We start from the raw sequence: 2,755 nt of genomic DNA on the forward strand, positions 1-2,755 counted from the left end.
GCTCCACCACGGCACCCAGGGCCGTCAGGGCCCGGATCATCAGGCGGGAGTCCCGGCTGTCCAGGACGCCCCGCAGCACACTGGGCCCCTGGGCCAGCGCGGCGAGGACGAGGTAGCGGTTGGTCAGCGACTTCGATCCCGGGACACGCACCGTGCCGCGGACCGGACCGGTCGGCTCGGGGGCGGGCCAGGGGTCGGTGAGGGGGGAGGCCGAGGCTGTTGTGGTCACCCACCCAAGATACCGGCCGCGGAATATCCGCGCCCGGGGGGTTGCTGTACCCGGTACCGCCACGAGGACGGTGGCACCGGCCCGGCCGGTGCCGGACGATGACGAGCGAGACGAGTGAAGGGACGGTTCCATGGCCCCTGGTGCAGCGACCCTGGCAGGACCTGCCGCGGACGTAGACTGGGCGACGATGGAAACGCACAAGACCGCCCAGGCTCCCTCCGAGCACGATGACCCCGAGGTGGACCTCACCGCGGAGTCCGACGCCGCCCGCCGTCAGCGCTTCGAGCGCGATGCCCTGGAGTACGTGGACCAGCTGTACTCGGCGGCCATGCGCATGACGCGCAACCCTCAGGACGCCGAGGACCTGGTCCAGGAGGCCTACACGAAGGCCTACTCGTCCTTCCACCAGTACCGCCCGGGGACCAACCTCAAGGCCTGGCTCTACCGGATCCTGACGAACACGTACATCAACCTGTACCGCAAGCGCCAACGGCAGCCGCAGCAGGCGGCCACGGACACGGTCGAGGACTGGCAGATGGCCAAGGCCGCCCAGCACACCTCCACCGGGCTGCGCTCCGCCGAGACGGAGGCCCTGGACCACCTGCCGGACTCCGACGTCAAGGACGCCCTGCAGGCCATCCCGGAGGAGTTCCGGCTCGCGGTGTACTTCGCGGACGTCGAGGGGTTCGCCTACAAGGAGATCGCGGAGATCCTCGACATCCCCATCGGCACGGTGATGAGCAGGCTGCACCGCGGGCGCAAGCTGTTGCGCGGACTGCTGACGGACTACGCCCGCGAGCGCGGCATCACGGTCGAGCCGAAGACCCCGAGGACACGGAAGGCCGCCCCGAAGAAGGGTGGCACGAAGACCACGACCAGCAAGAACGCGGAATCCGACGCCGGCGCCACCGGCGGGACCGAAGAACAGGAGGCGGGCAGATGAGCGCGGACTGCGAGAAGATCGGCGACTGTGAGGACGCCCGGATCCAGCGGCTCTACGAGTACCTCGACGGTGCGCTGACGCACGAGGACCTCGAGGAGGTGCGCAGCCACCTGGAGGAGTGCACGGAGTGTGCCCACGAGTATGACCTGGAGTGCATCATCCGCTCCGTGGTCCGCCGCAGCTGCACCGAGAAGGCGCCGGACGCCCTGAAGGTGAACATCATGGCGCGGATCAGCCAGATCCGGGTGGAGGCAGGCCACTGACCCCGGGCCGTCCGCTGCGGACGGCCCGCCGGCAGGACCGGCCACAGACGCAACAGACCCCGCCGGCCGGGACGGTTCGACCGTCCTGACCGGCGGGGTCTGGTGCATTCCGGGGCATTGCCTCCGGCCGGGCCTCAGGTGTTGGGCCGCTTGCCGTGGTTGGCGCCGCCCTTGCGGCGATCGCGCCGCTTGCGTCCACGCTTGCTCATCGCGTTTCCTTCCGGTGATGGGAACGGACCCGCGCCGCACGGGCGCGTTCCTGTGCTGTCCCGGTGCGTGACAGCACCATCCAGTTTCGCATACCCCGCCGGTGCCGGACAAAGCGGTGCACCTCCGCGGGGTCCGGCCGGCCGCGACGCCGGCACGGGGGTCAGGCGGTGGGCTCCGGCACGTTCAGCCACTGGTACCACCCGCGGTGGAGCACCAGCCAGGCGATGAGCCCGTATCCGGCCTGCCCGGGCAACCCCTGGCCGGCCGCGAGGTCGTTGCGCCACTGCTCGTGGTTGACCAGCGGGGTGAAGGTGTCCACGTAGTAGTGGTGCCGGCGGTCGGCCACGTCCATGTACGCCGCGTTCAGCTCGGAGAGCCGGGCGTTGCGTTCCCCGTCGAGGGACGGCACGGGGCCGACCACGAGGGTGGCGATGTCCAGCTGGGCGGCACGGTCCAGGACGTTGGCGAGGTTCAGCCGGGCCCGGGCCGTGGAGGACTCCAGGTCCAGGTCGAGGTCGGACAGGCCGATCACCAGCCGGTTCTCGGTGTCCTGGCCGTACCGCCGTGCGGACTCCGCCTGCCAGCGCTGGGACAGTGCCTCGGTGCCCTCTCCCGGGCAGGCGAGCACGTAGCTCTCCAGCTGGACACCCGGTGCCGAGGTCTTGGCCAGGACGCGTCCCAGCCAGCCCAGGGCACGGGGGTCGCCCACGCCGGCCAGCAATTCATTGCCGACGGACGCGATGCGGATCCGACGAATCTCCACGGTCTACCTTTCGATTGCGATGGTCGCCACTGTAGCAAGGGCCCGACCGGGATCCGGCCCGGCCACCACGAGGATGGCCGGGCCGGATCCCGGTCGGAAACCCCCGGGGCAGCCGCCTGTTGCGGCGCCCCGCGGTGGTCAGCGGGAGAAGGCCTGGTCCAGCAGGACCGACGCCTCCTGGTCGTGACGGGCCTTGGAGCCGGCCGCGGTGGAGGCCGAGGCCGGACGCGACACCAGCGTGACCTCGCGGTCCAGCTGCGGCAGCAGGTTCAGGGCCATGAAGGGCCACGGCCCCTGGTTGGCCGGCTCGTCCTGGACCCAGCAGACCTGGGCGTCCGGGTACTTGG

General features: G+C 70.8%; 6 protein-coding genes. 2 read left to right on the forward strand and 4 right to left on the reverse strand.

Annotated features, from left to right (window positions below; genetic code table 11):
- On the reverse strand, window positions 1-229 hold a 229-nt coding region (locus PLJ28_RS15480; protein ID WP_502877101.1), incomplete at its 3' end, for a carboxyvinyltransferase.
- A gap of 187 nt (window positions 230-416) precedes the next feature.
- Here PLJ28_RS15480 and PLJ28_RS15485 point away from each other — a divergent pair.
- The gene (locus PLJ28_RS15485) at window positions 417-1,172 is read left to right on the forward strand and encodes a sigma-70 family RNA polymerase sigma factor (protein ID WP_298045034.1); all 756 of its coding nucleotides are present in this window, start codon (window positions 417-419) and stop codon (window positions 1,170-1,172) included.
- A complete protein-coding gene (gene rsrA / locus PLJ28_RS15490) occupies window positions 1,169-1,435 on the forward strand; it encodes a mycothiol system anti-sigma-R factor (RefSeq protein WP_010144300.1) in 267 nt (88 codons plus the stop codon). The genes PLJ28_RS15485 and rsrA overlap by 4 nt, the downstream gene beginning before the upstream one ends.
- A 134-nt stretch (window positions 1,436-1,569) precedes the next feature.
- Here the strand turns inward: rsrA and PLJ28_RS16000 are convergent, their stop codons facing one another.
- From PLJ28_RS16000 to PLJ28_RS15500, 3 genes are all read right to left on the reverse strand, one after another.
- Window positions 1,570-1,644: a 50S ribosomal protein bL37 gene (locus PLJ28_RS16000; protein ID WP_369732111.1), complete on the reverse strand. Its 75-nt coding sequence runs from the start codon at window positions 1,642-1,644 to the stop codon at window positions 1,570-1,572.
- A 161-nt stretch (window positions 1,645-1,805) separates the two neighbouring features.
- A complete protein-coding gene (locus PLJ28_RS15495; protein ID WP_183524512.1) occupies window positions 1,806-2,408 on the reverse strand; it encodes a GDSL-type esterase/lipase family protein in 603 nt (200 codons plus the stop codon).
- Between the two features lie 138 nt (window positions 2,409-2,546).
- A partial coding sequence (locus PLJ28_RS15500; protein WP_324590402.1) for a hypothetical protein occupies window positions 2,547-2,755 on the reverse strand: 209 nt, incomplete at its 5' end.

The organism is Citricoccus sp. (assembly GCF_035445025.1).
Classification (GTDB): domain Bacteria; phylum Actinomycetota; class Actinomycetes; order Actinomycetales; family Micrococcaceae; genus Citricoccus.